Origin of the sequence: Clostridioides sp. ZZV15-6597, assembly GCF_020657815.1 — a bacterium.
GTDB lineage: Bacteria > Bacillota > Clostridia > Peptostreptococcales > Peptostreptococcaceae > Clostridioides.
This window is the reverse complement of the sequence record NZ_JAGWCT010000001.1, coordinates 18,170-43,966: the sequence shown is the minus strand read 5'-3', so window position 1 is coordinate 43,966 and position 25,797 is coordinate 18,170. Positions and strand designations below refer to the sequence as shown.

Sequence of the window (25,797 nt, the reverse complement as noted above, 5' to 3'; positions counted from 1 at the left end):
TTTAGTCGTCTTCTTCCCAGTTTTTTACCCATTCTTCTAATGAGATTAACTTCTCATCTGTTAATTCTTCTTGGCATAATGATGCTAAAAGGCTTTTTATAGAGTTAGAACCTAGAAGTTCATGTATTTTTTTTGATACAAATTCAGAATACTCATCTTCTCTAATTGCAATTGTATAATATGTACATTTGTTTGTTTCCTGAACATATAGAAATCTTTTATTTGATAACTTAGATAAAGTCTTTAGTATTGTTTTTTCTGACCAACTATATTTTTCTTTCATATAATTAACAACGTCATATGATTTTACTTTTGTATTTAAATTCCAAATAAATTTCATTATAATTAATTCTGACTTTGATAATCTTCTTAAATACATAATTATCGCCCCAATCATTTGTTTATTTAACTAAATATTACAGCAATAATTCTATACAATCAAATCCAATTATTACCATATAATTAGAACAATAATAAGTAAGTATTTATAAAATTTTGTTTTAATATCTTTAATTTGTGGTATAATAAAAGCAAGGAAATATATTTTACTTAACTTTGAGTGATGTTTCCTTCAACAAATTATTTTGAAGATTTATTTTTCTGGAACTTTATATTAAGTTCCCAACCACTCTTAGCTGCCGACTTTGAGTGGTTTTTTAATCTATCATAAATCCAACAAGCTATTAAACCTGCTATAACATTCATCATTAGATTCACCATAAGTTTCACCTCCTTCCTAAAAGAAAGTTAAGGCGACTTTATGGAAATACCACTCTTAGATTTTCAAATATATATTCCTTGCTATGTTTATTATATCATAAATATTGGAAATATAAAATTTCAAATATCATCTAAAATCCGACGCTCTATACGCCATTGTAAGACTTTATAAAAAAATTCCTTTATGTTTGTACCTTTGATTTTTTATCATACAAATTATATATTGGATATAATTTAAATTTATTCAATAATTCTTTACTCATATTGTTCATATTATTTTTAGCTTCTTCAGACTTTTCAATTAATATATTTATAGCACATTGAATCATTATATCTTTTGAGTTTTTTCTTTTAATATTATCTAAATCAAGTATTTCATCAATACTAAAATTTCTAATTCTTTTTACTATTTGATATTTATTAATTTTATTTATATCTACATCAATTTCATTTTCTATCCATTCTAATAACTCTAGTGCCTCAATTAAATATTCTTTAATAAGTACTTTATCATAGTATTTAATTAATTCTAAAATATATGACATGACTCTATCTGTATACTCTGGTGTTTTTTTATATTTTTTAATATTTATAGTTGCTTTATTTACATCGAAATTAATACTATCCATATCATTATAATTTAAAAGTATATATGGACTACATTGCATATCTCCTTCTTTTTGAGTAATAGTAAGTTTATTTTTTTCATCAAAAATATTAATAAGATTCCAACTATTATCTGTTTCTATCTTGTATAAGATTATTTTCTTTTCATTAATTTTCATATATGTAAATCCTGAATCTTTACTCATATTCTTTCTTTTAATTGTTTTATTATTAATAAATATATTTATAAGTGTATTTATTTTCCCATAATCTTCATGAGACATATTATCTAATAAGAAATTTTCTTGTTTTATTTCAAGTATATCTAATAGATTCTTAAAATCTTCAAAAAATAATATATTTTCTATTAAATCATTTTCTTCACATGGCATAGTTTTTAAATCTAAATCAATAAGTTCATCTTTTGTTGAAAATTCTTTTATAAGTACTTTTTTATATTTGAATATATCTAATAACATCTTTAAATTATTTAAATGACTATCAACAGTCCCACTTGGTTCTTTTATCGTAAAATTTATATCAATAGACTTATTGATTAATTTCTCATCTAATATACGGTAAATATAAATAACAATAAAATTATTGATAGTTATTTTGTGATTGTTTTTATTTAAAGTTAATATATATTCATTATTTTTATAAATATTATTTTTTATAAAAATATCTACAATAGCTTTTGTATTTAATTCTTTAAGATATAATTTGTTCACACAAGGTAAATCAATTGTATCTAAATCTTCATGTTTAAGTGGTTTGTAAGCATACACACCTCTATTAAATAAATCATATCTATTATCTATTTCTGCAATATCTATTGAAATTTCTTTGTCTCTTTCACTTAGTTCTATTTGTTTATCTACTAAATTTTTTGTTTGCTTATTTATATTACGATAAAACGAATTAACTATCCTTTCAAAATGATTATTTTCAAATCTTAGTTCATATAGCTCTACAGACTTGGTCAATTGATTTTTCTTATTTCTATCTATTTCATTTAATATATTTATCAAATCAACTGGAAGTAAATTTCTACAATAAACTTTCATTTTGTTAACACTTTCAATTTCAACAACAAATAAAATAACACCTTCATTGTTATAGTAGTTTCTTAAATCACTAACATTCATTGAAAAAGTTCTTTTTTTGCCACTTAACTTTTTCACCTCATTTGCTTTAAGTTGTATATTTATTTTTTTCAATAAATTTTCTTTTTTATTATCTAAACAATTTTCCTTCTCGATTTTATTTTTTTTATATAAAAATAGTTCTCCATCCCAAGACGGAGTTTTATCATTTGATTGAATATTTGCCTCAATATTTCCAGCGATAGCACATAGTTTTTGAATCTCAGCAACAGATAAGTTTTCCTTGTGTGTATTTGCGATTTTACTTGTTCTCATAGAATATAACACCTCCTTTGACCGCCTATTATATATTATACCATTAATTAGCTTTAAATAAATTTTCAGAGATTTTATCAGAAGCTTCTTTATCCATCTCTTTAAGCACATGGGAATATACATTAAGTGTAGTATTAATATTTGAATGCCCTACTCTTTCAGATATTACTTTTATAGGTACTTTAGAATTTATAAGTAAAGTAACATGTGAATGTCTTAAGTCATGAAATCTAATATGAGGTAAATCATTATTTTCTAAGAATTTTCTAAATTTCTTACTCATTACATCTTCAGCAATTGGATTACCCTTTCTATCAAAGAACAACAAATTATATTCGTTTCTAATAATACTTCTCAATAATTTTTTATTCTGTTCTAGCTTATAATCTTTTAGTAAATTCATAAGCTCCACTGGTGCAAATATTTTTCTAATTGAACTTTCTGTCTTAGGTTCTTTAAGTATAACAGAACCATCCAATCTGCTAGTTATCTTACTTATAGTTATTGTATTCTCATCAAAATCAATATTGTCCCAAGTTAATCCCAAGACTTCTGAAAGTCTCAATCCTAGACCTATAGCTAAACTAATAGGAAGCTCCATATTAGTTCCTTTAGCTAACTCTAATAATTTTAACATCTGTTCTTTATCATAAATTTCATTCTTAAACTTTTTAACTCTTGGGCTTTCTATGCCATCTATAATATTTTCTTTTATTAACTTAATTCTATACGCTCTCTTTATAGCAAGTCTCAACACGTTTATATGTACTTTAATTGTTTGTGGATTTAAGTTACCAGCTAAATCATCTATATAATTTTGTATATGAATATTTCTCAACTCTTGAAGACGATATCTTCCAATAGAAGGATTAATATGATTCTTACAAATAGAAATATAGCTTTTATATGTAGATGCTGAAATATTATCCTTATACTTTTCAAGGAAGTCTAATAAAAATTCAGACAGTGTAATTTCATTTGGAACAAGAAAACTATCTTTGTATATACTGTCTTTAACCTCAGCTAATCTTTTATTAGCATCTCTCTTTTTATCAAAAGCTCCCATATTCTTTTGTTTTCTTTTTCCTGATTCATCATCTCTAAATTCTAAGTACACTACATAATTTTTATTTCTTTTTCTTATAAAAGCGTTCATAGTTACCCTCCTATCAAAATTCATATATTTATTATAACATACAGAGGAAGCAAAAAATAGTCATTTTAGCTGACTTTCAACTGACTTTTTTGATTATTTTATTTATATAATTATTGAAATTACTTATTTTAATGATAATAAGGCATAGAATGAATCCTTCTATGCCTTTACACTATCACTTTATTATTTTTTTATAGTTTCCAATTTAAGCAGTTAAATTTCTGAACAGGATTAATTATAAGCGTTGATTTTTATAAAGCCTTAAAATCGAATTTGAGAGGTAAATTTATTTTTTGTTATTTAAAAAATTATATCTGAAATATTATTAGTATTATGTCTTTTATAATTAATTATTTTGTTAATATACATAAGTAAAAAACTTATAAATATAATTAAATGTTAACAAAGTACTAATTTAAATATAATATGTCATAATATGGATGAAGCTTATGATGAACTGTGTTATAATTATTTTACAGAAAATAATTTAAAGGAGTAATATTATGATTTTTAATATTGATGAAAAATTAAAACATTTAGATACTGAATCTATAAATAATTTAATGAAGTTATATTATGATAATAAAAAAAGTGCTAGCGAACTAATAAAGCTTTATAATATAAATATTTCTCCATCAAGATTATATAAACTATTTCCACCTGAAAAAGTGAATGCTAAGTATTGTCCTTATTGTGGTTCTGAATTTTATATAAATAGACCATCAAAAACTAGCTATCCTCAAAATAATAATGTCGCTTTTTGCTCTAATTGTACTCATAAAGATTCTTTGAAATGTAACTGCGACAACTGTGTCTCCGAAAGAAAACGTGAAATCAAAAATTTAGAAGAAAAAAAAAAGATAGAAGAATTAGAGAAAAGAAATTTAATAGATAAATTATATGGAAAAGCTATCATAAATCCATTAGACATAAGTGAATTAGATTTTAAAGATAGAGTTTACCTAGGCACATTGCTAAGATATGCTTTGAGTGAAGATATGTCAAATATAATCCCCCTAGAAAATCTAGATGGAGTCCTAGCTCCTGCATGTCTTGAATATGAGCTTTTAAAACATTTATATCAAAAAAATATTATTCGGGTTCATCCTATGTCTAAAATATCTGCATTTGAAAATGATGAAGATTTTCCAAGCACTTTCTATATGAATCTAGTTAACTATCATTTAAACATCAAGTATGAAAATGATAAATCTGAAACAATAAGAGAAATTATAAACCCTAGAATAGATATTGATGAACAACAAGCCTATTTTATTTGGAATGATATCGCTATGAATGAATGTTTAGAATATCTAAATTATCAAATGGATAAAGTTGGATTTAATTTTAATCCTGGTGAAAAAACAATACTAGTAATGAGTGAATTATTAGACAATTTTTCAGTTTCTCAAATTTACAGTATAATATATAGGAGTATCACAAATGCAACTAGATATTACCAAGAGGGAAATGTTAGTAAAAAACAAGCTGCGAATTCGGTTATAACTAAATGTCAAAGTTATGGAGAGGTAGCTTTAAGTAATCAATGGGAAATTAAAGGATATTCAAGAATTAAAGATTTACCTCAAAGTAGTCTAAGTGAATTTTTATTTAATAGAGTTCTAAAAATAGGAGATAACGGATTTAACGCAGTACCGTCTATTGACTTTTTAGTAGAATAAATCATACAAAGTATACCAAAAGGCTATAGGTAAATTTGTTTTTACACAAATCTGCTTACAGCCCCACTTTTTATTTAAGCTACTTTTTCAATATATCTTTCATTAACAATATACGTTTTAAACTTATGAACAACCATAATATCTTGCATATTCCCTAATGTCATTACAACTCTAACACATTTATTTCTAATTTCTTCTGGTAACTCTATACTATTTGTTAAATTAACATAATCATCATATTTATACATATTAGCACCTCCAAAATTAGTATTGAGGATATTATATCTCTTTATTTGATTTTCATCAACAACAAATTTCTCTCCAGTTTCAATATTTTCTAAGCAATATAATTTTTCATAAGTATCATAATAATAATAATTAATTTTTTCTATTAATCTACATGTCTTTTTGTTCAATTCAGTACATATCTTTTCTAATATATCACAAGAGTTATATAAATTACCTACCTCTTCTCCAAATACACATTTATGACAAGTTTTGTCATAACATTTAAATATAATGTCATCCACTTCTTTTAGAACTTCAATTTGCTTATCAAAGTCAACACTTGAATAAGATAGTTTAAGAGATTTTTTTGTTTCTTCTAACAACTCACATAACGTTTTTTCTATTTGACCTATAATTATATTTTTATTTAATATACAATTATTACACCTTAGATTACAATTTCTAGTAGATTTTAATACATCTATTACATCTTTAACAGTATACATACGCCCCTCCTATCTTACCCCTGTACTTCCAAATCCATTATTTCCTCTCTCAGAGCTAGTTAATTCATTTACGACTTTCAATATAGCTCTTGGAACTTGTTGAAATACTCCTTGTGCAAGTTTAGTATGCTCAGGAATAACAATCTCAAAATCCTCTTCATTATATGTAATTATTTTGATTTCACCTCTATACCCAGAATCTATTGTACCCAGTCTTACAGTTGGATATACTTTACCATCCTTGCTTTCATGCCACATAATAATTTGTTCTGTTGCTTTATTTTCAACAAAAAACAGTTTTTTAACACCGTTTAAACTTATACCACTTCTAGGTCTAACTTGCATTTCATATCCATATGGTATTTCTAACGCTATACCTGTAGGAATTGCTACTGCTGACCTAGCTGGAATCACTGTATCTTCCAATGTATATAAATCTATTCCGCTATCACCTTCTTTTGCATAAGATGGTACTATTGCATTTGGACTTAATTTTTTTATTTTAACATTTATACTCATTAATTTAATCTCCCTTTTTATAAAATCTCATTTAGGACATAAGCATATCTTAGTGTAATACAGCACTCTTCCACGCCTTTATCTCCAAATGTGTTGATTTCGCTATAATATATCTCAATATTAGCACTTTTATATAATCTTTTTTAAGGCCTCATTTTTAAAACCCTATATTTATAGGCTAAAAAGAGCAAAATTTTTGATTTTAGCACTTTTTATTTTTCAAAAGTGCTTAACCAATTTTTCATCAAATTCCTCATTCTTGATGAAGGTATATAAATATCTATACTTTTATTTTCTCTTATTCTACTTCTCCATATCCATTGAATCATTTCAGCCAAAGCCCATGAATCTTCATCGATACTTATTTTCCTATCTATAAAAAACCCTTTTTCAATAGGATTCATATATAAATTTATACAATAGGCTAACACAGATTTATTTCTATATTCATTTGTAGCTCTTGCATTAAAAGCTATAAACCCTTTTGTATATCTTTTACCTTTACATTTATGTAAATAATCTTTATATACTGTCCAAGCATTTTCAGATGCTTTAGATTTACATACATTTGTAAAATAATTATAAATATTTTTCTTTAATACGTCTAAAGCATCTGTTTTATTTATTACTTGTTTTTCAAACCATGTGCTTGATAAAGGATGATAATTTTTGCCTTCTTGGCCAATCATATTTAGCTTTTCATTATTACAAATATTAATTAATTTTTTATATGGATCTTTATTAGCATCTTTATATTCTATTAATTCATATCTATTATCTATATTTTTTACTGATTTATAATTGTAACTTATGTTATTCATATCATAATAGTATCGCTGCATCTGACCTTTGAATAAATATGTCATTATGTATATTTCTTGAAATTCCTTAAATATAGTTACTGGAAAATGCCACATAGCAAGACTATTTCTAACAAAGTAAACATCTCCATTTACTATTGCATTTTTTAATTCTATAAACTCTCCATTGTAATTCTTATCACTAGAGTTCCAATACATTTTCTTTGTACTATCATCAACCGTTATAACTCCATCATTAAAGAGCATCCTAAAATCAGTTTTATCAATTGAAATACGTTCAATTATATTCATTACTTCATCCAAAATCAGAGTATAGTTCTTATCTTTAAGTAGCTTAAGAGTCTCTTCATTAATATTTCTGAATAAAGCATGAGTAGAAACTATATTACATCCTCTTGAGAGAAGATTATTAAAATGAGTTAATTTACTTCCTTTTCCTTTTTTTGATTCTGGTTGATAAAACTTCCTCATATAACAACCTTTTATAACCCTTTTTACTTCATCTAAATAAGGTGTTATGTAAATATATCTTTTATCTAAACTTTCATTCATTGTTTGTATTGCCCAACTTGTTTTACCTGTACCACACATACTATCAACTATAGTTACACTCATTTACTTAGCATCACCAACTTTATTTAAATAAGCTATCCCAAGTGCTATAGCATCATATATGTCACTTGTTTTAGCCTTACAAGTCCTATCAATGTACTCTCCAATATCAATAATATTTTCTCTTACATAAACAGCTACTTCTTCTTTTTTAGCCTTACCACTATTCATAAGATATTTTCTAATAGAAACTGGATACATATATTCAATCTCTATGTTATTTAATTTAACAGTTCTCATTATTGCTCCTAAGAGTTTTCTTAAACTAAGAATTGTTTTAGAGTTGCGTGAAGTAAATTGGTCTTCAACTAATACTATTTGAATATTATGACTTGTAATTATCTCTTGAATTGCATTACAGATATGACACATTCTTTCGTCCTCAGTATCGAAATTTTCCTTTTTAGTTACTATTTTTCCATATTCTAATACTTCTTTATTACTATTTATAATTGCCCATCCAGTTGCTGACATGGATACATCTAAGGCTAAGACCATTCAATCCCTTCTTTCATATGTATTTTGACTTGCTCTACTGCATTAATTAAATTAGTATTATTTGGTATTGCAATATAATTTTCATTATTTAGAAAATCTTTAAATTTTATCTTATCATCTCCCAATCTTCTCTCAATTTCTTTAGGATTATCACCTCTATTAATAAGTCTTTTTCTCAATATATTTTCATCTGTATTTATAAAAAATGGTACTAGTTTAGTTTTTGTTCCCATAAAATATTTTTCTAATGCCTTATACCCACTTGCATCTACTATAGCCAAAGCATATCTTTTATTCTCTAATTCAGATTTATGTATGCCATATAGCCAAGTGCTACCATCATGAACTATATATTTTCTCATTTCTATAAAATTATTTTTTTCTTTCTTAAAGAATTTATTGTCTACAAAATGATATGTTTTATTGATGATTTCTGATTGGCCACGAGGAGGTCTTGTTGTATGTGATATTAGAATTGGAATATTGAATTGCTTTGAGATTTCTGTTACTATACTATCTTTACCTGAACCTGAATATCCTAAAAATACAAATATTTTATTCATTTAAACACTCTCCTTTAAATTCTTTATTCTTGGAATAATAATTTCTTCTATATATTCATTATTTATTTCTGTTGCAATATAGTTTCTATTATTTTTAATACATGATATTATCTCAGAACCACTCCCTGCAAATGGAATATATACTAAATCATTTTCATTACTTGATGCTTTTATTATTTTATTGCATAAACTTAATGGTTTTTGAGAGGGATGGTTCACCTTTTCTTTTGAATTATATGTTAAGATTGAATCATACCAAACATTAGATGGGTTCACACTTTCTTGATTGTAATTTTTTCTGCCTTTTCTCTCATACTTTCCTCTTTCCCATGCTTGTTTACTCATTTTTCTGTTTATATCATCCGCACTTAGGAGGACATCATTAAGATTAAAGATTGGATTTTTTGTTTTTGATATGTACAACAAGTCTTCTTTTTTACTTCCCCAATTATTTCTTTCTCTTCCACCTCCCCTATTCCAACAAATAAGATTTCTGATATAAAAATCATTTTCTCTACAAATATGACCTATTTCACATATATTATCAAACCAGTTCCATATATACATTGAGCCATTTTGTTTCAATATTCTTTTACTTTCTTTTATCCATTTACAACACCATTTGAAATAGTCATTGTCTGTATCCCATTGATTATCCCAAGTTTCTTTTAATATTTTATAATATGGTGGGTCTGCTATTATTAAGTCGACACATTCATCTGGTAATGTTTTCATATATTCAATACAATCAATATTATAGATTTTATTTGTCTCTATAAAAATCACTCTCCAATCTTATTAAAATCCACATTTTATTATGATTTTGATTTTCTAAAACTCTTGTTTTCCTTATGTTTGCAACCCTTGTTATAATGAGAGCATAAAGTTTTACAAAAAAACTGATTACTTTTGTCATCACTTTTGCACCAAACGCTCTCATCGTTGGAATCTAACTGTTTTATTTGAGTAACTGTATCAACAACAAAATCAATTAATTGTTTCTCTAGCTCTTTAGTATATTTAATTTTTACTATAGCTCTTTCATAATCCTCTATACTGTCAATCTTATTTCTATCAATTAATACTCCTTTTTCATTCTTCATATACTTGCACATGTCAAAAGCTACATATTCAATTATTTTATCTGGATATTTTTCTTTAAGATACATTGCATATAAGATAAGCTGCATTGATTTTTTAGGTAGGTCTTTTTGGGAAAATTTACTACTTGATTTGTAATCTACAACATAAATTTTATCATCTATTATATAATATAAATCTATGTATCCCCTCATTGTAATTCCATTAATGTCAAACTCAAAGTATTCTTCTATGTAGTATCTATCACATTTGATTGGTGCAAAATTTTCTATGTAATGTAAGATACATTCTAAATAATTAATTCTTGAATTTGGTGTAGGAAAGTTGTAATCCATTAGATTTGCATATTCTATAACTTCATTATACTTTTGAATAGCTTCTTGATTTGTTATTTTTCTTTGTTGTAATTGTTCTAGTAAACTATGTAATTCATTGCCATAATAACCATAACAATTTTGTTCTCGATCTAAATTTTTTACATATGTAAGATAGTACTGAAATGGGCATATGTGAAATGCATTTAATTTACTAAAGCTATATAATTCTTTTTCCATTAACTCTCCCCTTTCAAAAAAAATAGAGAGCTATTAATTAATAGCTCTCAACCCTCAGTTCCTTAAAAATATATACTAGATAATATTCTCTAAGATGCTATTAATTCCTCTAAATAGTTTATTAAATTCTATTTCAGTATAATAAGATGTTATTCCTGATGTGTCTTTTACAGCAAAGATTTTGCTATCTTCAGATATGCTTATTTCATTTAGCATGTACTTATTATCTAAAGTTAGTGGCATGTCATTTAATTCTATTTTACTTATATAATCTTTTAATTCCAATTTATTCACCTCGCTTTGTATCTTCTTCACAATAATCCCTTAAGCTGTTTATAAAGTTTTCTGTAACATCGAACCCAGCTAACATCATTGAGAAAAATAATCCTATAGAAGTTATGATATCCAGTATGTATTCTTCTATACAAGATGGACTAGAATAAAATCCAACTTCTGTACTCCTTCCAAAATGTAAACTATATATTAAATTAAAAATTAGAAAAAACATGAATAAATATAATGCTCTATATTTACTATTAATTATCCTTTTCATTTTCATCACCCACCTTTTTTATCTCTATTAAATCCCATACATAGATTGTTTTTTCTGATGTACTATATTTTTCACTTGTATCTAATTGGATAAATTGTTCATCTACACTTTTCAATCTCCCCTTACAAAATTGTTCTTTTATATCTTCCATAGTTTTATATTTTACATTTATAATGTCTCCTGTATGTAATATATCTCCATTTTGTAATAACACTTCTTCTCTAACTTCTTGTATCATATATCCACCTCCTATTATGCTAACGCAAGTAATTTACCTCTTAATTTATTTTCTAACCATTTCATTCCTTTACCAGTTATCCTAGGAGTTATAACTAATTTGTTTCCAGTTTCATTTAATTCTACCAATAAATAATCTCTATCTATATATGTTTGATAAGGCTCATTATTTGATTGAAGTATTTTTAAATTTCTTAGATTTTCCATTAATTTATTTCTACCATATGGAAGTTTCAACAATTTAGAAGCTTGTGATATGCTATAGACTTTTCTTCCATCTGTCCTAATCCTATTTGCAAATTGAACATCTGGTTTTTGTTCTTCTATTGTTTCTATAAGAGGTGCAGTTACAACTTCTTCAAAAGTTTTTATTGCTATTGCTTGCTCTATATCCGACTTAGAATTAACTATATCTAATATTCCTTTATCTCTTGCTGATAGCTCTAACTTTTGTCCTTTTATAATTCTTTCCATTTCTTCAAATCGTTCCATGTATTTAGCAGTAAACAATACCCCTTTTTCTCCAGTTGTTTTATGTGCAAGGAATTCACAACCTTTTTTAGATACTAAATATTCTTTATAAAATTTTCCCCTATTCTCATATTCACCCTCCAACCAATATATTTCATTCGGAATTTTTTCCGAATCAAAAACTATATTTATTTTTTCTATCTTTCTTATTAAATCTCTATGCCCATCTTTAGATGTCATTCCCATCATCTTAGCAACTTCTAAGCTACTTATTCTAACTATTTCATCTACTACCTGTCTTGCAACCTCACTCATTTAACCACTCCTTCAAATTGTATTATATTTATTCTATTTTTTAATAATTGTTCAAACACTTTCTTCCCTTTGTCACTAGGACTATCTTTGTACTCTAACAAATTATCTTTATCCCAAATTACACTTATGTTTACTATTTCTCTAATATCTTGAACTAGCTTACATATTTTATTTTTCCATGCAACATATTCTTCATCAGCTTTAACTTTAAATTGTCTATCAAAAGCTATAATTAACTCTTCAATACCTAAATCTATCAATATTTTCTTTTGCTCTCTACTAAAATTACTCCCACATATAGCCACAGATGGATTATTTTTATACATAGTTGCCATCTGTAACACTGATTTTTCACCTTCAAATACAATAACTTTTTTGAAATTTTTGATAGATTCTTTATTTACATTTAACCCATATAGATTAAGACTTAATCTATGATTATAACACCTATTGTCATACCATAATGGAATATATTTGCCAAAACTTTTAGCTTTATCTTCATCTAAGTTTCTCACTCTAATACCAACAGGTCTATCTTTGTCATGCCAACAGAAATGTGGAATCACTACTTGATTTTCATATGGATTATAATGTACTTGATATGTTTTAAGAGCTTTAAAAGAGATGTTTTCCTTTTCCCACTCTTTAATTGGAACTTGCTGAAAAGTTTTATATACATATGGCTTTTTAGGGGTAGGAAGTAATTCTATTTGTATATCTTTAATATCATCTTGTTTTAATTTTTTCTTTATTCTAAATCCTTTTCTTAGCATTGGTTGATTTGAAATACCAAAGAAATCTTTTATTTCATTAACAGCATCTTTAAATTCATATTTATTTATATGTATTAATAAATCTATTAAACTCCCTATGTGACCACAAGAACTATAGCAATGAAATGTTTTGCTTTCTGTATAATAAAATAATTTATATGAATCTCCATTATGACATAAACAAGTATTAAATATTAACTGTCTATCATTGCTTTTAGGAGACAAGTCCGAACCTAAATAGTCCATAAAATTTATCACCTGTTGATTAGTCAAATCCTTTATTTCCATAGTCATCACCTAGTATGACAATTGTCCTCTATAGACTTTTTCACACCTTCCTATTTCTTCAAATCTACCAGTCTTACCATAAAATCTTAGTAGAATCACATCTCCATCTTGACCTCTTCTTGACTTATTTAAAAATAATAATCTGTATTCTTTTTGTAAATCTTTTATATCAAACTGGATATACTCTCTTTCAGTAGTCTTTTTTAGCTTATTATATTTTAGCCTATATGGTTTTAAAAAGAATTTTTTATTGGTTGAATCTAACTCTAAATCATTTACTACTTTCCTCATTAACATTAATAAGCCACACACATTCTTAACAGCTTTAGCTTCTGACAAGTCTGAAGCCGATAAATATGAACTTTTATTTTCTTGAGCTGTAACTAATTGCATAGATAGTAGTGTTATTACATTATATTTATTCCCAAAATTATCTAGTAGCTTAGAGTTCTCAATTAGTCTTCCTGTATAATTTGCATCTGATGAATTCTCTGATTTGAATGTATCAACTGCTATAGCAGTAAATCCTTCATGTGCCACAAGCTCTTTGCTCTTTCTTAATATCTCAGATATTTCAAACTCTTCCATATATATAAATTTTAAACTTTCTTCAAAACCTCTATTTTTCAAGAACATTTCTATCTTTTCCATAAGCTCTTCTTCAAATTCTGTGAAATCGCCATTATCAATTTTATTTCTATCTAAGTCATGATAATTGAATATGTTGTATGCTATAAATGAAACTAACATACTCTTAAAATATTGAGACTTTTGTTCATTAGCGAATATAACTACTTTTTCATCTTGGTATATCATAGCTAATATATAATTAAAAAATAATAATGTAGTTTTACCTATTCCTGAGAATCCAGATATTATATTTATTCCTCCACCCTTACCAAGTCCATTAGTTCTATTTGATAATACTGGTAGACCATATATATATTTAGATTCTTCACTATCACTTAATCCTGTTTCTTTTTCATTATATTCAAAAATGATATTATAAGGTGTTCCTGCTTCAGTTTTTTGTTTTAATTTTTCTCTATCTTCTTTGGTAAGTAAAAGATTTTCTACCTTCATATTATTCTTTATAGAATTTACACTACATGAAGATATTAACCCTTCATAAAACTCTTCAACTTCTCTACAACTTATAGATTGGAATAACTCAAATGGAATAAATTTCTCTCCTTTATGTTCCATTTCTTTTATTATATTAAAACCTCTTTCATCTAAGGCGATTAATAGATTATTTTTCGCCAAGTCATCAATATATGCTGATATATTAGTTTCTTTTCCATATTCCATAGCAGATGATAAGCTATTCCAACCACCATATTTTTCATATTCAGATTTAAGTTTATTTGAAGATACAAATTTAGCTACGCTTGTTTCATCAAGTTCACTATGGGTTTTAGACATTGTTCTTCCTAAGGAGAAAAAGAATTTTACTTTATCTATTATAAAATCACTTTCACTAATTTTATATTCACTAAAAAGAGTTAATGATTTTAGCATTGTCCCTAAAACTAAAGTCTCTATAATACCTCTGTCACTTGTTATTTTCTCATAAGCACTCATTAATCCACCTCTTTAATTTTTTCAAATAGACTTTTTCTTTTATTAGTAAGTACCTTTTTCGGAACAATTACTTCATAATATTTTTCACTTTCTTTGTACATCTTTTCATTTTCTTTTTCATCTTTTACTTTTCTATTTCTATTTGTTATATCTCTAATACTCCCTTTTAACATAGTAAATACATAGCATAATTTAGGATACTCTTCTTCTATATCTTTTCTGTAGTTAAGTAATTCTATAATTTCATCTTTTTTCTCAAGTACACAGTCATATAATTCTTCTCTTGTATAACCACTTTTTATTATCTCTTGTAACATCTTATTTTTTTGATTACTTATAACTTTATATCCCATAATATAATCTATACCAAGTTGACATTGTTTCCAGAAATATATGTCCTGCTGCTCTTTTCTATATTCATGTTCATTACAATAATATATATTTCGTTTTTTTCCTCCAGATGTAATATGTTCTACTTTATAAGCATCTTTTGTATTTAATTTTTTCTTACAAACCTTACACTTACAATTCAAATTTTCCCCTCCTTATGCTATGTATTTATTGCTACCCCATTAAGAGGTAGCATTTTTTTACTTACACTCTACTTTTCTTAACAGTTGAATTTTCTTCCTCTGATTTGCCTTTTGATTTGTTTGTTAAAGAGTTGCCATCATCATCTTCTTCGAATGATAATGCTAATACTGATTGAACTGCATATCTTCTTAAGTAAGTTTCTAATGCTCCTCTAGCTTGTATATCATTAGTCTTGGCTGGTTTAAATGGTGCAGAATTTGACTCTATGTATTCACCTGATGAATGTTTAAGTTTGGTTTTTATATATACTTTATCATTACCTGCATCTTCTGCTGATTGCATTAGTATTAAATCATGTTTTGCTAATAATGGATTTACTGCTTTAAGAATTGTATCCAGATTTGCGTATTTAGACCTAAAAAATGGATTGGTATTGTCTTTTGGGATTGATTCTATATCTAAATGAAAGGCTATTAATGCTTTTGTTATCTCAATTTGGCTATTACTTTCTTTTAACCCTTCAATTCTATCTGAATATAAATTTGACATATATTTCTTTATTTCCTCATTTACTACTTTCTTGAAATCATCATTAATTATTCCTTCTTTAACTTCCATTCACATCTCTCCTTTTTAATAGATTATTTAATTTATAATTTAAAATGGTACATCATCATCACTTATCTCAACAGTCTTACCATTTTTATCAATATCTCTTTGTTTCTCCCTTTCATCTTTTTCTTTTATTTTTTCTCTCATTGCCTCTATATTTTTATCTGTGAAAGGACAATTTTTATCACTTAATATTTCATCTCCATCTTTTAGTGGTTCGTCTCCTCCTTCTATTTCTAAAAATGTAAAAGCACTTTTTTTAATTCTTGAACCAAACCCTGCTGATTTACTAGTAACCATAGATTTTATTGTACCTTCAAGAAGACCAACATCTCCTATTTTATATAAACTTTTAAATCCTTCTATCATATCTTCATTATGTATTCTAAATGTCACATTACAACCTTGCTTACCATATTTATTAATTAGACCCTTAATCTCTAAATACTTACCTAAGCCATCTTCTTTTTCTTCTATATTTTCAATTAATGTATATGCTCTCCAGACTTGACTTGCTTTTATTGATTTTACTACTTCTCCCTTGTCATCAATTGGATTACCTTTGTCATCATATTTTTCTCTATTGCAAAAAGTTCCTGATATTTGGAATCTCTCTTTCTTTTCACCATCTTTATAATATAAGTTATTATCTAATGAACAAACACATCTAACTATATCTCCTTTTCCATCTTCTGCTCTAGTTTTTATTTCATTTGCTATTGTCTCTATTCCTAAAAACATTTGATTTGGTGAGCCATCTGACTTAAACATTGATGTAAAGTAATCTACATTTACAGATTCATTTGGTGCTGTCTCAACCTTCAATGTAAATCTTATTGCTTCTTGACTAGTTCCTTGATTCATTCTAGCTATATTTAATATGTCTAAAACTTCTCCTGATACAAATACTTGATTATAATTTATTCTTTTTTCTGCCATACCCACTTCTCCTTTATATTTAAAATTTAATTGCTAACAAAACTATTACATCATTAATTCTTTATATTTTGGTAGTGTTTTAAAAAAGTCACACAGAATTCTCCATTCCTCCATTTTATGATTTTCTCTTTGATTTATCATAGATTTTATTTGTAGATAATTTAATGTAACTCTTGCAGTTAACATCAATCCTGATGGGCAATTTGATATTATAATTTTCCAAAGAGTTTCTTTTGTGGCTTCAACTTTTTCTCCATTTCTAAGAGTGACTTCATCAGATGCGGTTAATTTTAATTCCTGAAAATTATTATAATCGTAAATCAATTCATTCAGGAAATTTATTGTATTTTTATCAACATACTTATTACACATACCATCAATATTAAATTTAGTTAATCTATGCATTTTGCTTTGACTAGATACATAATCATTATGATGATATCTGTCCCATTGTCTCCACATATATTCTGACCATTGTAAATCCATTTGAATGATAATTCCTTTAGAAAAGCAATCATGACCTGAACCTTGTTTTGATTTGCCTAATTGACTTGAGCGTTTTAAATCTTTTTCTGAAATATTTACTTTTTTCATATCTTTAATCTGATCTTGTTGCATCGGATAACCACTTGCAATTATACTTTCTTTAATTCCATAAACATACACATTTGAAACATCAATAATTCCTGGCATTTTTATTCCACTTACATTCAATTTATCAACTCCTAACTTTCTACTATAATATAGCCTTCTTTGTAATGTCTTCCCATATTGTTCACCCTTTTATAATACTTATAATCATCCTCTCCATCTAATCTTGGTACAAATACATCTATAGCATTAGAATTACCAAAATACTTATTAGAACCTCTATCTTTAACTACTTTTAAATTTCCATCAACTAATATTTTAGTTCCAAATTTAAGATGATTATTGGCCACAAACCCATATCGTAATTTTTCTCCTGTAGCTGTAATAGCTCCATATTTACTATTTTCACAGTTTAAAGAAGTATAATAACTCACTTCCCATCTCATAGGAATTAATTTTTCTATTTTTATCCCTAATTCTTTTTCTAAGTTAATTCTTTTAATTTCTAATTTATATTTAGAACTATTCTTATATTTCTCCCATTCATTTTTATACATTAAATTAATATTCCTTGCCGTACCTGCCATAAGTTCCTTATTCATGTTATTATTAATAACATCTTCTGTATTAGCAAACACATGTATTGTACTACCAACTATTAAAGCTCCTGTTATTAGCATGTTCTTACACCTCATAGATACCCCCTAATCATATTGAAATTATCATTTTAATTACTTTTTTATCCAACAATAGTATCTTTTCTTCTTTTTTACCTTCTCTATTTTATCTATAGCTATATTGTATCATATACCTTCTAAGTTCTCAATAGTTTTTTTTTACATTCTTAGAATTTATATATTTCTCTTTTAACCTTTTATTATTTCTTATATTCATAATATCATTTATATACTGTATATCATTAGATATTCTCATCAAACTTGTAAGAAAATAAACAGAATAGCTTCTAGGAATTCTTCTCTTAATAACTAAATCTATAGCTGTTTTAGCAACATTATAACTTTTTAAATGAGTATGACCTTCTTCAAATTTTTTATTTGTATTGTAGACAATATATCCAGTTTTAGATTTAATAATAATATATTCTTTTTTCTCATATATTTTATTTGTATCCATTATAAATCCTCGATTTTACGCCATATCATTTCTAACTTTCCATGTTTTCTATTTAATCTTCTTCTAATTTCATAAGCAGATTTAATTTCTCCTTTTACATTTTGCCACTTCTCCAAAACTCCTTCATACTCTTTATTCTCTTCTTGTAAAAAAAGTATTTCTTCATTTAATTCATCTATTTTAGTATTTAATTCTCTATTTCTCTCTAATAAATCACGATGTCTTTGTTCGTCTATAAGTATTGAAATCACTACCTTTCAACGACCTTGTATACGCTATTTTAAGATTGTAAGGTATAAACACAATCTGTCATTTATATACAGTCTTAGAAAGTCATATATGAGGTCATATTTTTAATTTTCTACTTTCCAATATTCTTGTACCCACCATTCTGTTTCTGTATTACTCTTAATCCATTTACCATCTATTTTTTTTCTTTTAGATTTTTCCTTAGTCGATTTTAAATAAACTAAGTCATAAATGCTAATTTTATTATCCTCAAAAATAGCTTTACTTACCTTAAAAATCTTTGTGTTACCTGATTTTAGATTATACAGTGTAATTTTAGGAGAATATTTAGTATCTATATCTATTACTAAACAATACCTTGGATTTGAATTAATATCTTTTATATTGCAAGAACCTATAAACTCAAAATGAGATTGTATTTTTTCATTGACTGGTATCTCTGTATTTTCGATTTGGCTCTCAAGGTATGAACATAACTTTTTTGTATCAACTTCTTTAAATATTTTTTCTGTTTCTTTATTAGAATATCTTCTCATAATTTCCATATTGCATGGTAAACTATCCTTTTTAAACTGTTTTTTACTATAGATTGAATTATAGATATCATAAATCTCTAAAAGTTTGTTGGACTTTCCAAACTCCTCAAAGAAATCTAGTTTAATTAGTATAGATAATTGTTTAGAGTTTATATGACCTTGTAAGTCTATTAATAGTTCTAAAAATGAATCATATTTATTATTTCTAAGAGAATACAAGTACTCTCCTATATCAGAATTTAAAAATTTAATAGATTCAATTCCCTTGTAAATACTATTTGTATCTCTATTAAAGAAGTATTCAGATTTTGAGAATCTAAATTTAGGATTTTCTAATTTAATACTAAAATACTCTATTTCATCTGTTAATTTTCTTGTTCTCTCTGTATCCTCATTATATAAATTGAATGCTACAGTATAATATTCCAATGGATAATGTGACTTAAGGTATGCACAGTATAAGCTGTCATATGCGTATGAAAGACTATGTGAAGCATTAAAGGAATATGAGGCAGCATCGTTTACAACTTGCCATGTATCCTCAAAATTATTTTCAGTTCCAACTTTTTTAACCCAGTTATTTTTTAGTTTAGTATGCAATTCTTTTAACTCTTTTTCTTTAAACTTCTTTTTTGCTATTTTCTTTATAATATCATAACTCTCAGATTCATCTATTCCTAACCATATTAGATACTTCATTATAGATTCTTGATACATGAGGTAATGGTAACTATCTTCTAATAACTTATCTAGTTCTTTAACATTAGTTGTATATGGATTTCTATTAATAAAATTATCTAATAAAGATGCAAACCCTGGTCTAATACTAGCTACAAATGCACTTGTTTCAGCCACACTAGATATTTTGTATTTAGATGCCAGGTTTGTAGCATAGTCTGAATCTACCTGATTTATAGTGCAAGTTAATTTATCCTTATATATGCCATAGGTTTTAGCATCTAATAAGATGTTTAGTTCTTCAATTGTAGGAATACTAATATTTGCTAATTCACAAGTTTTTCTTATTAACGACCATACTTTCACTGTTAAATAATCATTTTTTAAATATTTATACTTATCACAATAATATCCATCTATATTACAACATACCCCATCCTTAGTTTTCAATAGACCCACTTCTTCATCAATTGGTTTGTCATATATAAGCATAGAGCATGGGGAGAAAGAAACACTTTCTACTACTCCTACAAATACCTTTGATTCCTTTATTACATCTTTCCAAAAAACATCATTTGTGTATTTATCTAAGTTTTTAGCTACTTCATCATACTCAGATAGTTTCATATCATTTGCTTTACACCATAGCCTAAATGCTGAAGCATCTTGTAATGGCTTATAACTTATCATCCATGCACATTTCTCTTCTCCTAGTAAATCTCTAGTTGCTTGTATAAATGGTTCTGCATCTTCAGCATTTAAATCTATATCAGGTAAAGATTTTGCTGATAGTATCCTTTCAGCACTCATAAATCTAGTAGGGAATAATGGTACTGGAGCATTTAATCTATCTATTTCAGTTAGCCCTAAAAGGTTATTTATTATAAATGAAGGAGCAGAACCTCTACCTGTCTTAGTAAGAAGTCCGTTGTATTCTTGTTTGGCTCTTTGAACTATTTTATAATCTATAATAAAGTAATCCTCCATATGAGTTTCCTCTATAATATCAAATTCATATCTTATAGCATCTAGGTATTCATTCCATCTATTTTTAGGGATATTTTTTTCTTTTCTCTAACCATTCTTTATTTAATATTTCTTTCAGTTCTTTATTTGGATTTTTAGATATTGATGGTAATTTTATATCATCATTTATTAAGGTGATTTCTTCACACTCATCAAATATTAGAGTATTTTTTAATGCTCTTTCAACTTCTTGCTTTGTTAATACATTTTGTTTTTCATATCTTTTAAATATATCATCTGAATTCGGATAATCTAAAATAAAACCGTCTTCTTCAGGATAATTTATACCTTTAGCTTTAAGAAATTTAGTTCTATATTTTGATTCTTCTGGATAAATATAATGACTATCATTAGCATGTATTATATCTATATTATATTTGTTGCTTAATTCTAAAACATCTTTATTATGCAAAGCTTGAGTTTTATGAGGATGAGATTGTACTTCAAGAAAGAAATTATTTTTAAAATAATTCTTTAGTTTTACTATTAATTCTTCTCTATTCTCAAGTTTTAATATTCCAGCTACACATGCAGTAGTAATAACTACATCCCCTGGTTTAAATATCTCAAATAATATTTTTTCATCTATTCTTGGTTTATAGTAATATCCATTTTTATTAGCTAAACTTAAAGCTTTATTTATTTGCTTGTAACCATCATTATTTTTAGCGATTACTATTAAATGATAATTTCCTCTATCTTTCTCATTTATATCATTTACATAGTAAAATTCTGCTCCAATAATCATTTTTAATCTATATTCATCACATAAAGTTTTTGCCTCATATACATTTCCTTGATATCCATGTTCTGTCGTAAAATATGTATTATGACCTAGTTTTATTGCTCTATCTATATATTGTTGTGGTTTAGTAATTACATCTAACGACCTTATATTTGAATAAATTTTATGACTATGATAATTATTATATCTCAACTCATCACCTCAACTTAAAAAACAAATTTTAATTATTAATATTCTTTTCAAATAATTCTATTTTTAAAAAGTCATTACATTTTATAACATCCATGCCATTAAATTTAGTAATATACCCTCTTGTTTTATCCTCTATACATTGGATATTAAGAAGGCTATAGTAACCTTCCCACAAAATAAGAGAATTAGGATATCTTCCTGTTCTGGCAGTATACTCACATCTTCTTCTATTTATTTCCATCTCTAACAAACATATATCTATCTTAATACCCATATATGATTAGCCCCCTTTAAAACTGACATTTTATAATCATTTAAAACCATGATTTTATAGTTTATATTTTCCATCACTCCTTGGATATAGAAATTTTATATCTTTAAGGTCTAAACCATCTCTCTCATAATAATCCTTTGCTCTTATACATTCTCTTGGCGACACTCCATATAGTTTAATTAAATCCCTAAAATTTATAAAATGTTTTTGGCCATCATTTTTTGATATAATCTCCCATTCAGATACCACATATTTAATTTTCATTTTACACCTCTATTTTATTTACTTATTAATACTTTTAACTTTGAAAAATTCGGATTATATCCCTTCTTCCATACAAAATGAGCATATTCAATACTGTCTGTTTTCCCATTATCTGTAAAACTCATTCTTTTGTTGTGAACAAAAATATACTTAGGCATATTATTTTTCCACAGTTCTTGTCTTACTTTTCCTCCAAGGCAATTTAATCTTAGCAGCATAATAACAAAACCACCTTCTTTTACATCATTTAAAGCTTTATTAATTATATCTAAACTTAAATTAAATGGAGGGTTAGTAATGATTACATCGTATTTTTCTTTGGGTTGAAACTTTAGATAATCTTGCTTTAGATTTGCTCTTGAATCATCTCTTATGTCTATTGTATCTATTGAAATATCTTGATTTGAAAATTCTTGAATTGCAGTTGGATAGCTCATTTGATTAGTATTATCTCCACCTGCACATGGATCTAATATCCTTATCTTTGAATTGAGTATATTTTCATGTTTACTAAATTCACTTAGAAATTCTTTTATTTTAGGAATCGGAGTTCTATAGTAATCGCTTACATGAAAATTTCTGGCATCACTTCTATTTGTACTGCTTATAAATATCATCTCCCTTTTATCTAACATTTTATCTATTGTTTTGTTCACCAATATTTCATTTATAGCAACAACAACAAATATAAGTATATCCTCAATATTTTAATCTTGTTTTCCAAAATATTCTTCTAGTGCCTTTATAAATACATGCTCTTTATTTTTAGCATTTTTTATTATGTTTTTAATATCTTCTACAGTACAAACATATTCGTCACCCCACGAATCCCATCCATTTTGATATGTATGGATTAAAATATATCCATATTCTTTTAATGTCTCATCTATCTCAACTAAATTATATTGAGCATCATATAGTCTATATTGGTCGAATTGATTTTCATCTTTACTATGATTCATTGATATAGCACATATAATGTTATAATTTTTTATCTCAAATTTTTTGTTTTCTAGTATATTTACTTTTATCATATATGAATCCCCTTAAAATAATACTTTTAATCTAAGTTATTATTCAATAATAATAGTGCTATAAGACAAAATCCATTAAGTAGTATCCCATTAGTATTATCTTACAAGTAATTAGCCACCATACAACCTAAATTAAAAATTGCAGCGATATTTAAAATCAAATTAATACTCCTTTCTTTTATTCTCCTTTATTGATATATATACTACTTGATGGTATAAGAATCCAGATTAGCAACCATGCTAAGGTATTGATTGGATATGTTGTGTCTAAGAATTGAAATTGTGGGAAGTTTAAAATATCTACTACCCAAATTATTATAAGAATTGTTTTTAAGACTTTAAACATTTAACTCTCCTTTATTTATTAAATGAATTTTCTTCTATTACTACATGAGCATTACATATAATCACCCTTTTACCATCAAAATCTAGTGTTATAGTACCACCATCTCCATCTTTAACTCTCATGCTTTTACTTGTATATGTTTTTAATACCTCGCCATTATCTGAATATACATTTACAGTTCTATTAAGCCCTGATACATCACTTTCAGCATCTTTCATTGAACTTTGTATTCCTGTACATCCAGACATTCCTATTAACATTGTTCCTAATACCCCTATTAATAAAAATCTTTTCAATATAATTTCACTCCTTTATTTTTAATTGAATTGTAAATAAGAATACATATTTAGAATTTTTGAATTGCTTAAATGAATTTCTTAGAATTGAAATTTTGATTAATCATTTACAATATTATATTTATCATCTTCTCTCCATCCAAAATTGTATGGTTTTATAATATTACATATTATGTCTTTACATAAAGACATATAGTCTTCGATGTTATCTTCTGAATCACTCTCTTGTATATTTGTTAATGTATCACAGCCACTACAGCTTCCATAACCAACATATGTCATAAGATATTCATATTCATCAGGTTGGTATGTTTTTTTAGGTATTAAATATAATAAAGTACCTTGATAATGTCCATCATCTATCTCACTTATATTGTCGATATTCCACTCATCATCTTCATTGATATTGTCATTCAAAATATGTTTTACAGATAATTTAACCAAATCTTTATAACTACAGTAATTATCATGATTAATGAAATCAGACTCTAACAATGCTTCATACAATCTTGTTTTATTTTTTATCCACTTTTCTTTACAATATTTTATCATTTAGCTCTCCTTTAAATATTATTTAGATTTTCTATTTGAATTGTTCCAGTAGCACAATCTATATGTTGCCCAAGAATGGATGTTAAGCAACAATCTATATCATCTACTACTATTTTTATATGAGGGTCTATTTTTAAAGATATTCCATTTATGGCTTTTGTATCATATATTTTAGTTCTATTAAACATGTATTCTTTAAATGTTCTTGGGTTTATTATATCTAAATTCATTCTTTTTGCTAAACTAATTATATAATTTTTATTAGCACGAGAACTACATACTATAAGTGCATTGTTTTCATAAGCATACTTTATTAATGCAGTAGTTTTCCCGCTTCCTCTATTCCCATTTATTAATTTCATAATTATTTTTTCTCCTATTAAAATATTTATTTTATTACATCAAGTCCATGTTGAAACCCTTGGTTATAAGCTGCTACAAAACTTCCATCTACAATACAGCCACAATTCAAGCATTTATATTTTCCAAAACTAATAATTTCAAATTCATGTTTTTTACATCTAACTAATTTTTCTCTTTCTTTTTTTATTTCTTCAAATATTTTTTGGCTATCAGTTTTTTTCATC

At 26.1% G+C, this 25,797-nt stretch carries 36 protein-coding genes; 1 reads left to right on the top strand and 35 read right to left on the bottom strand.

The annotated features are described in order from the left end of the window. Position 1 precedes the first annotated feature (1 nt). The 4 genes from KGF52_RS00305 to KGF52_RS00290 all read right to left on the bottom strand — a co-directional run bounded on the left by KGF52_RS00305 (position 2) and on the right by KGF52_RS00290 (position 3,903). Positions 2-379 (bottom strand): BlaI/MecI/CopY family transcriptional regulator, encoded by a 378-nt coding sequence (locus tag KGF52_RS00305; protein WP_227838735.1) that lies wholly within the window; start codon positions 377-379, stop codon positions 2-4. Between the two features lie 200 nt (positions 380-579). Next, the gene (locus KGF52_RS00300; RefSeq protein WP_021383152.1) at positions 580-720 is read right to left on the bottom strand and encodes a hypothetical protein; all 141 of its coding nucleotides are present in this window, start codon (positions 718-720) and stop codon (positions 580-582) included. A gap of 182 nt (positions 721-902) precedes the next feature. Next, entirely contained in the window at positions 903-2,747 is a 1,845-nt protein-coding gene (locus KGF52_RS00295) for a hypothetical protein (protein WP_227838734.1), read from the bottom strand. A 43-nt stretch (positions 2,748-2,790) separates the two neighbouring features. Beyond that, positions 2,791-3,903: a tyrosine-type recombinase/integrase gene (locus KGF52_RS00290; RefSeq protein WP_227838733.1), complete on the bottom strand. Its 1,113-nt coding sequence runs from the start codon at positions 3,901-3,903 to the stop codon at positions 2,791-2,793. Between the two features lie 503 nt (positions 3,904-4,406). Between KGF52_RS00290 and KGF52_RS00285 the strand changes: the two genes are divergently transcribed. After that, on the top strand, positions 4,407-5,585 hold the full coding sequence (locus KGF52_RS00285) for a zinc ribbon domain-containing protein (protein WP_227825685.1): 1,179 nt from the start codon (positions 4,407-4,409) through the stop codon (positions 5,583-5,585). Between the two features lie 74 nt (positions 5,586-5,659). Here KGF52_RS00285 and KGF52_RS00280 read toward each other — a convergent pair whose 3' ends face one another. The 31 genes from KGF52_RS00280 to KGF52_RS00130 form a co-directional block, all read right to left on the bottom strand. Continuing rightward, positions 5,660-6,319 carry a hypothetical protein gene (locus KGF52_RS00280; RefSeq protein ID WP_227828951.1) on the bottom strand — a complete coding sequence of 220 codons (660 nt, stop codon included), beginning with the start codon at positions 6,317-6,319 and terminating at the stop codon, positions 5,660-5,662. Between the two features lie 9 nt (positions 6,320-6,328). After that, positions 6,329-6,838, bottom strand: coding sequence for a deoxyuridine 5'-triphosphate nucleotidohydrolase (locus KGF52_RS00275; protein WP_227828950.1), 510 nt, complete (start codon positions 6,836-6,838; stop codon positions 6,329-6,331). Positions 6,839-7,050: 212 nt separating this feature from the next. After that, positions 7,051-8,274 carry a hypothetical protein gene (locus tag KGF52_RS00270; RefSeq protein WP_227828949.1) on the bottom strand — a complete coding sequence of 408 codons (1,224 nt, stop codon included), beginning with the start codon at positions 8,272-8,274 and terminating at the stop codon, positions 7,051-7,053. Beyond that, on the bottom strand, positions 8,275-8,769 hold the full coding sequence (locus tag KGF52_RS00265; protein ID WP_227838732.1) for a crossover junction endodeoxyribonuclease RuvC: 495 nt from the start codon (positions 8,767-8,769) through the stop codon (positions 8,275-8,277). Further along, complete coding sequence (locus tag KGF52_RS00260) at positions 8,760-9,332, bottom strand: guanylate kinase (RefSeq protein WP_227838731.1); 573 nt, start codon at positions 9,330-9,332, stop codon at positions 8,760-8,762. Before KGF52_RS00260 ends, KGF52_RS00265 begins: the two co-directional genes overlap by 10 nt. Then, complete coding sequence (locus tag KGF52_RS00255; RefSeq protein WP_227838730.1) at positions 9,333-10,118, bottom strand: DNA methyltransferase; 786 nt, start codon at positions 10,116-10,118, stop codon at positions 9,333-9,335. A gap of 29 nt (positions 10,119-10,147) precedes the next feature. Further along, positions 10,148-10,987, bottom strand: coding sequence for a PD-(D/E)XK nuclease family protein (locus KGF52_RS00250; RefSeq protein WP_227838729.1), 840 nt, complete (start codon positions 10,985-10,987; stop codon positions 10,148-10,150). Between the two features lie 75 nt (positions 10,988-11,062). After that, a complete protein-coding gene (locus tag KGF52_RS00245; RefSeq protein WP_227838791.1) occupies positions 11,063-11,281 on the bottom strand; it encodes a hypothetical protein in 219 nt (72 codons plus the stop codon). Further along, the gene (locus KGF52_RS00240; protein WP_227838728.1) at positions 11,274-11,540 is read right to left on the bottom strand and encodes a hypothetical protein; all 267 of its coding nucleotides are present in this window, start codon (positions 11,538-11,540) and stop codon (positions 11,274-11,276) included. Before KGF52_RS00240 ends, KGF52_RS00245 begins: the two co-directional genes overlap by 8 nt. Then, on the bottom strand, positions 11,524-11,778 hold the full coding sequence (locus tag KGF52_RS00235) for a hypothetical protein (protein WP_227838727.1): 255 nt from the start codon (positions 11,776-11,778) through the stop codon (positions 11,524-11,526). The genes KGF52_RS00240 and KGF52_RS00235 overlap by 17 nt, the downstream gene beginning before the upstream one ends. 14 nt (positions 11,779-11,792) lie before the next feature. Further along, a complete protein-coding gene (locus KGF52_RS00230; RefSeq protein ID WP_227838726.1) occupies positions 11,793-12,563 on the bottom strand; it encodes a phage regulatory protein/antirepressor Ant in 771 nt (256 codons plus the stop codon). Next, entirely contained in the window at positions 12,560-13,624 is a 1,065-nt protein-coding gene (locus tag KGF52_RS00225; RefSeq protein WP_227838725.1) for a CHC2 zinc finger domain-containing protein, read from the bottom strand. The genes KGF52_RS00230 and KGF52_RS00225 overlap by 4 nt, the downstream gene beginning before the upstream one ends. A 9-nt stretch (positions 13,625-13,633) precedes the next feature. Continuing rightward, positions 13,634-15,208: a DnaB-like helicase C-terminal domain-containing protein gene (locus KGF52_RS00220; protein WP_227838724.1), complete on the bottom strand. Its 1,575-nt coding sequence runs from the start codon at positions 15,206-15,208 to the stop codon at positions 13,634-13,636. Next, positions 15,208-15,741 (bottom strand): hypothetical protein, encoded by a 534-nt coding sequence (locus KGF52_RS00215; protein WP_227828940.1) that lies wholly within the window; start codon positions 15,739-15,741, stop codon positions 15,208-15,210. The genes KGF52_RS00220 and KGF52_RS00215 overlap by 1 nt, the downstream gene beginning before the upstream one ends. Positions 15,742-15,802: 61 nt before the next feature. Next, the gene (locus tag KGF52_RS00210; protein WP_227828939.1) at positions 15,803-16,360 is read right to left on the bottom strand and encodes an ERF family protein; all 558 of its coding nucleotides are present in this window, start codon (positions 16,358-16,360) and stop codon (positions 15,803-15,805) included. Between the two features lie 39 nt (positions 16,361-16,399). Further along, positions 16,400-17,293, bottom strand: coding sequence for a hypothetical protein (locus KGF52_RS00205; protein WP_227828938.1), 894 nt, complete (start codon positions 17,291-17,293; stop codon positions 16,400-16,402). Between the two features lie 45 nt (positions 17,294-17,338). After that, a complete protein-coding gene (locus KGF52_RS00200) occupies positions 17,339-18,007 on the bottom strand; it encodes a hypothetical protein (RefSeq protein ID WP_227828937.1) in 669 nt (222 codons plus the stop codon). Positions 18,008-18,018: 11 nt separating this feature from the next. Further along, positions 18,019-18,579, bottom strand: a complete 561-nt coding sequence (locus KGF52_RS00195; protein ID WP_227828936.1) for a hypothetical protein — start codon at positions 18,577-18,579, stop codon at positions 18,019-18,021. A 127-nt stretch (positions 18,580-18,706) separates the two neighbouring features. After that, on the bottom strand, positions 18,707-19,018 hold the full coding sequence (locus KGF52_RS00190; RefSeq protein WP_227838723.1) for a hypothetical protein: 312 nt from the start codon (positions 19,016-19,018) through the stop codon (positions 18,707-18,709). Beyond that, on the bottom strand, positions 19,018-19,269 hold the full coding sequence (locus tag KGF52_RS00185) for a hypothetical protein (protein WP_227828934.1): 252 nt from the start codon (positions 19,267-19,269) through the stop codon (positions 19,018-19,020). The genes KGF52_RS00190 and KGF52_RS00185 overlap by 1 nt, the downstream gene beginning before the upstream one ends. Positions 19,270-19,371: 102 nt before the next feature. Continuing rightward, positions 19,372-21,486, bottom strand: coding sequence for a hypothetical protein (locus tag KGF52_RS00180; RefSeq protein WP_413927379.1), 2,115 nt, complete (start codon positions 21,484-21,486; stop codon positions 19,372-19,374). Positions 21,487-21,532: 46 nt separating this feature from the next. Next, positions 21,533-22,444, bottom strand: coding sequence for a PHP domain-containing protein (locus KGF52_RS00175; RefSeq protein ID WP_227838722.1), 912 nt, complete (start codon positions 22,442-22,444; stop codon positions 21,533-21,535). A gap of 28 nt (positions 22,445-22,472) precedes the next feature. Next, complete coding sequence (locus tag KGF52_RS00170; RefSeq protein WP_227838721.1) at positions 22,473-22,718, bottom strand: hypothetical protein; 246 nt, start codon at positions 22,716-22,718, stop codon at positions 22,473-22,475. A 54-nt stretch (positions 22,719-22,772) separates the two neighbouring features. Then, positions 22,773-22,982 (bottom strand): hypothetical protein, encoded by a 210-nt coding sequence (locus KGF52_RS00165; RefSeq protein WP_227838720.1) that lies wholly within the window; start codon positions 22,980-22,982, stop codon positions 22,773-22,775. A gap of 14 nt (positions 22,983-22,996) precedes the next feature. Continuing rightward, positions 22,997-23,638: a class I SAM-dependent methyltransferase gene (locus KGF52_RS00160; protein WP_227838719.1), complete on the bottom strand. Its 642-nt coding sequence runs from the start codon at positions 23,636-23,638 to the stop codon at positions 22,997-22,999. A gap of 51 nt (positions 23,639-23,689) precedes the next feature. Next, the gene (locus tag KGF52_RS00155) at positions 23,690-24,016 is read right to left on the bottom strand and encodes a hypothetical protein (RefSeq protein WP_227838718.1); all 327 of its coding nucleotides are present in this window, start codon (positions 24,014-24,016) and stop codon (positions 23,690-23,692) included. A gap of 178 nt (positions 24,017-24,194) precedes the next feature. Further along, positions 24,195-24,362 carry a hypothetical protein gene (locus tag KGF52_RS00150; RefSeq protein ID WP_227838717.1) on the bottom strand — a complete coding sequence of 56 codons (168 nt, stop codon included), beginning with the start codon at positions 24,360-24,362 and terminating at the stop codon, positions 24,195-24,197. A gap of 11 nt (positions 24,363-24,373) precedes the next feature. Next, entirely contained in the window at positions 24,374-24,658 is a 285-nt protein-coding gene (locus KGF52_RS00145) for a DUF5052 family protein (RefSeq protein ID WP_227838716.1), read from the bottom strand. Between the two features lie 99 nt (positions 24,659-24,757). After that, a complete protein-coding gene (locus tag KGF52_RS00140; protein ID WP_227838715.1) occupies positions 24,758-25,210 on the bottom strand; it encodes a hypothetical protein in 453 nt (150 codons plus the stop codon). An 11-nt stretch (positions 25,211-25,221) separates the two neighbouring features. Further along, positions 25,222-25,572 carry a hypothetical protein gene (locus KGF52_RS00135; RefSeq protein ID WP_227838714.1) on the bottom strand — a complete coding sequence of 117 codons (351 nt, stop codon included), beginning with the start codon at positions 25,570-25,572 and terminating at the stop codon, positions 25,222-25,224. 26 nt (positions 25,573-25,598) lie between these two features. Continuing rightward, positions 25,599-25,796: a hypothetical protein gene (locus KGF52_RS00130; RefSeq protein WP_227838713.1), complete on the bottom strand. Its 198-nt coding sequence runs from the start codon at positions 25,794-25,796 to the stop codon at positions 25,599-25,601. Between the last annotated feature and the right edge of the window lies 1 nt (position 25,797).

What these genes read in the sequence shown, in the direction of transcription:
- KGF52_RS00150 (WP_227838717.1), bottom strand. Translation starts at nt 24,362, where the DNA reads ATGTTTAAAGTCTTAAAAACAATTCTTATAATAATTTGGGTAGTAGAT.
- KGF52_RS00210 (WP_227828939.1), bottom strand. Translation starts at nt 16,360, where the DNA reads ATGGAAGTTAAAGAAGGAATAATTAATGATGATTTCAAGAAAGTAGTA.
- KGF52_RS00290 (WP_227838733.1), bottom strand. Translation starts at nt 3,903, where the DNA reads ATGAACGCTTTTATAAGAAAAAGAAATAAAAATTATGTAGTGTACTTA.
- KGF52_RS00135 (WP_227838714.1), bottom strand. Translation starts at nt 25,572, where the DNA reads ATGAAATTAATAAATGGGAATAGAGGAAGCGGGAAAACTACTGCATTA.
- KGF52_RS00260 (WP_227838731.1), bottom strand. Translation starts at nt 9,332, where the DNA reads ATGAATAAAATATTTGTATTTTTAGGATATTCAGGTTCAGGTAAAGAT.
- KGF52_RS00305 (WP_227838735.1), bottom strand. Translation starts at nt 379, where the DNA reads ATGTATTTAAGAAGATTATCAAAGTCAGAATTAATTATAATGAAATTT.
- KGF52_RS00205 (WP_227828938.1), bottom strand. Translation starts at nt 17,293, where the DNA reads ATGGCAGAAAAAAGAATAAATTATAATCAAGTATTTGTATCAGGAGAA.
- KGF52_RS00220 (WP_227838724.1), bottom strand. Translation starts at nt 15,208, where the DNA reads ATGAGTGCTTATGAGAAAATAACAAGTGACAGAGGTATTATAGAGACT.
- KGF52_RS00225 (WP_227838725.1), bottom strand. Translation starts at nt 13,624, where the DNA reads ATGGAAATAAAGGATTTGACTAATCAACAGGTGATAAATTTTATGGAC.
- KGF52_RS00285 (WP_227825685.1), top strand. Translation starts at nt 4,407, where the DNA reads ATGATTTTTAATATTGATGAAAAATTAAAACATTTAGATACTGAATCT.
- KGF52_RS00300 (WP_021383152.1), bottom strand. Translation starts at nt 720, where the DNA reads ATGGTGAATCTAATGATGAATGTTATAGCAGGTTTAATAGCTTGTTGG.
- KGF52_RS00165 (WP_227838720.1), bottom strand. Translation starts at nt 22,982, where the DNA reads ATGAAAATTAAATATGTGGTATCTGAATGGGAGATTATATCAAAAAAT.
- KGF52_RS00230 (WP_227838726.1), bottom strand. Translation starts at nt 12,563, where the DNA reads ATGAGTGAGGTTGCAAGACAGGTAGTAGATGAAATAGTTAGAATAAGT.
- KGF52_RS00280 (WP_227828951.1), bottom strand. Translation starts at nt 6,319, where the DNA reads ATGTATACTGTTAAAGATGTAATAGATGTATTAAAATCTACTAGAAAT.
- KGF52_RS00195 (WP_227828936.1), bottom strand. Translation starts at nt 18,579, where the DNA reads ATGAGGTGTAAGAACATGCTAATAACAGGAGCTTTAATAGTTGGTAGT.
- KGF52_RS00130 (WP_227838713.1), bottom strand. Translation starts at nt 25,796, where the DNA reads ATGAAAAAAACTGATAGCCAAAAAATATTTGAAGAAATAAAAAAAGAA.
- KGF52_RS00235 (WP_227838727.1), bottom strand. Translation starts at nt 11,778, where the DNA reads ATGATACAAGAAGTTAGAGAAGAAGTGTTATTACAAAATGGAGATATA.
- KGF52_RS00170 (WP_227838721.1), bottom strand. Translation starts at nt 22,718, where the DNA reads ATGGGTATTAAGATAGATATATGTTTGTTAGAGATGGAAATAAATAGA.
- KGF52_RS00240 (WP_227838728.1), bottom strand. Translation starts at nt 11,540, where the DNA reads ATGAAAAGGATAATTAATAGTAAATATAGAGCATTATATTTATTCATG.
- KGF52_RS00250 (WP_227838729.1), bottom strand. Translation starts at nt 10,987, where the DNA reads ATGGAAAAAGAATTATATAGCTTTAGTAAATTAAATGCATTTCACATA.
- KGF52_RS00190 (WP_227838723.1), bottom strand. Translation starts at nt 19,018, where the DNA reads ATGGATACAAATAAAATATATGAGAAAAAAGAATATATTATTATTAAA.
- KGF52_RS00275 (WP_227828950.1), bottom strand. Translation starts at nt 6,838, where the DNA reads ATGAGTATAAATGTTAAAATAAAAAAATTAAGTCCAAATGCAATAGTA.
- KGF52_RS00270 (WP_227828949.1), bottom strand. Translation starts at nt 8,274, where the DNA reads ATGAGTGTAACTATAGTTGATAGTATGTGTGGTACAGGTAAAACAAGT.
- KGF52_RS00265 (WP_227838732.1), bottom strand. Translation starts at nt 8,769, where the DNA reads ATGGTCTTAGCCTTAGATGTATCCATGTCAGCAACTGGATGGGCAATT.
- KGF52_RS00140 (WP_227838715.1), bottom strand. Translation starts at nt 25,210, where the DNA reads ATGATAAAATATTGTAAAGAAAAGTGGATAAAAAATAAAACAAGATTG.
- KGF52_RS00155 (WP_227838718.1), bottom strand. Translation starts at nt 24,016, where the DNA reads ATGATAAAAGTAAATATACTAGAAAACAAAAAATTTGAGATAAAAAAT.
- KGF52_RS00295 (WP_227838734.1), bottom strand. Translation starts at nt 2,747, where the DNA reads ATGAGAACAAGTAAAATCGCAAATACACACAAGGAAAACTTATCTGTT.